General features: G+C 68.1%; 1 protein-coding gene. It reads left to right on the forward strand.

Annotated features, from left to right (window positions below; all coding sequences use genetic code 11):
• Positions 1 to 197: 197 nt before the first annotated feature.
• Positions 198 to 1,850 (forward strand): IS1182 family transposase, encoded by a 1,653-nt coding sequence (locus ABH935_RS50800; RefSeq protein ID WP_370385232.1) that lies wholly within the window; start codon positions 198 to 200, stop codon positions 1,848 to 1,850.
• Positions 1,851 to 2,046: the final 196 nt, after the last annotated feature.

The raw sequence follows: 2,046 nt of genomic DNA on the forward strand, positions 1-2,046 counted from the left end.
CACGTGGCGCACCCGGGTGGACCGTGTCCACACCACAGGCCGGGGTTGTCCCGGGTTCCCCGTCGCGTCGGCGGGCGTAGCCAAGCTGACCGGGCGATTCTGCTGGCGAATTCGTGGGTTGATGTTGTGGCAGGGTGGGGTGGCCGGGTCGTCGTGTGGTTGGAGTGGTGATGCTGCGTCCTGTTTCTCCTGGTGAGGTGCCGGTTGCGACGGCCGAGTTGGCGTGGAAGGTGCATCCGAAAGGCACTGACGAGATGCGGGTGCGGGATACGTTGGGGCCGTTGTTCGCCGATGAGGACTTCACCGCCGGCCGGTTTGCCGGGATGTTCCCGGAGCGTGGGCAGCCAGGGTTGTCGCCGGCGTTGCTGGCGATGGTGACGGTGTTGCAGTTCCTGCACCATCTCTCGGATCGGGAGGCGGTGGCGGCGGTGGCCGACCGGATCTCCTGGACGTATGCGCTGGGCCTGGAGTTGGATGCGTCCGGCTTTGATGCCTCGGTGCTCAGTGAGTTCCGGGACCGGCTGGCCGAGCCCGGCCGGGCCGATGCTCTGCTGGAGGCGGTGCTGGACCGGTTGAAGGCCGCCGGGCTGATCCGGGCCGGGCAGGCCGCGCGTACCGATTCCACGCATGTGCTTGCCGCGGTGCGGGTTTTGAACCGGGTGGAGCATGTCGGGGAGGCGTTGCGGGCGGCGTTGGAGGAGATCGCCGGGATCTGGCCGGAGTGGATCGTGCCGCTGCTGGATCCGGGCTGGGATCTGCGTTACGGCCGCAAGGTGGAGACCGGCAGGCTGATCGGCCGGGGCCGGGGCAAGACCACGGCCGAGAAGTTGGCCGAGCAGATCGGCGCGGATGGGGCGGCGCTGCTGGCCCGGATCGATGCTGACCGCTCGGCCGGCTGGATGAACGCCTTACCGCAGGTGGCCTACCTGCGCCTGCTATGGGCCCAGCAGTACCGGCCCGGCCCCAACGGCGGGATGCGGCTTGCAGAGCCGGCCGATCTGCCACCCTCAGCCCGGCGGTCGCAATCCCCCTATGACCCCCAAGCCCGGTTCAGCAGCAAAAACGACGGCGAGATCACCTGGACCGGATCTAAGGCACACCTGACCGAAACCTGCGACGACGACCTGCCGCACCTGGTCATCGACGTGCACACCCAGGCAGCCACCGACCCCGACGCCACCGCCACCGCCGTCATCGGCGACAGACTCACCCACCGCGGTCTGACCCCCGGCACCCACCTGATCGATTCGGCCTATCCCTCCGCCGCCGCCCTGGCCGGCGCCGCCGCCCGCGGCACCACCGTGATCACACCGCTACCACGCACCGGACGCAACGCCCGCGTGGCCACCTTCGGCCCAGCAGACTTCACCATCGACCACGCCGCCGGCACCGCCACCTGCCCTGCCGGGGCCGTGAGCATCTCCTCCACCTGGGAGAAACGCGGCCTGATCATGTTCAACTTCTCCCGCAAAGACTGCACCCCCTGCCTCCTGCGCCACCAGTGCATGAACTCCCAAGTCCCCAACGCCCGGCGGGTCCGGGTCCACCCCGAACCCCTCTACCAAGCCCGCACCGCCGCCATCACCGCCGCACACGCCGACGACTGGCACATCCGATACCGCAAACGCGCCGGCATCGAAGGCACCATCTCCCAAGCCGTCCGCGGCCCAGACCTACGCCACGCCCGCTACCGGGGCCTAGCCAAAACCCACGTCCAAAACACCGCCTGCGCCATCGCCATCAACATCCAACGCCTCGGCAACCACTACACCACCCGCCGACCAGCACCCCGACCCCCAACCCGCATCCACCACCTCTGCCAGACCCACGGCATTACCACAAAACCCTGACCCGACTTCGCCAGCAGAATCACCGGGCCGGTGGTGTCAAGTCGCACGAAACCGCACCACAGCAGCGTGTGATCCGACTTGATACCACCGGACCGGTCTGCTTCCGATGCTCCTATTGATGTCAAGCGGTGGTGGTGGCTGGTTCGCGGTAGGGCGTTGGGGCTGGTGAGTGCGCCATGAGGGCTCGGAATACTTC

This window comes from Catenulispora sp. GAS73 (assembly GCF_041262085.1).
Taxonomy (GTDB): Bacteria; Actinomycetota; Actinomycetes; order Streptomycetales; family Catenulisporaceae; genus Catenulispora.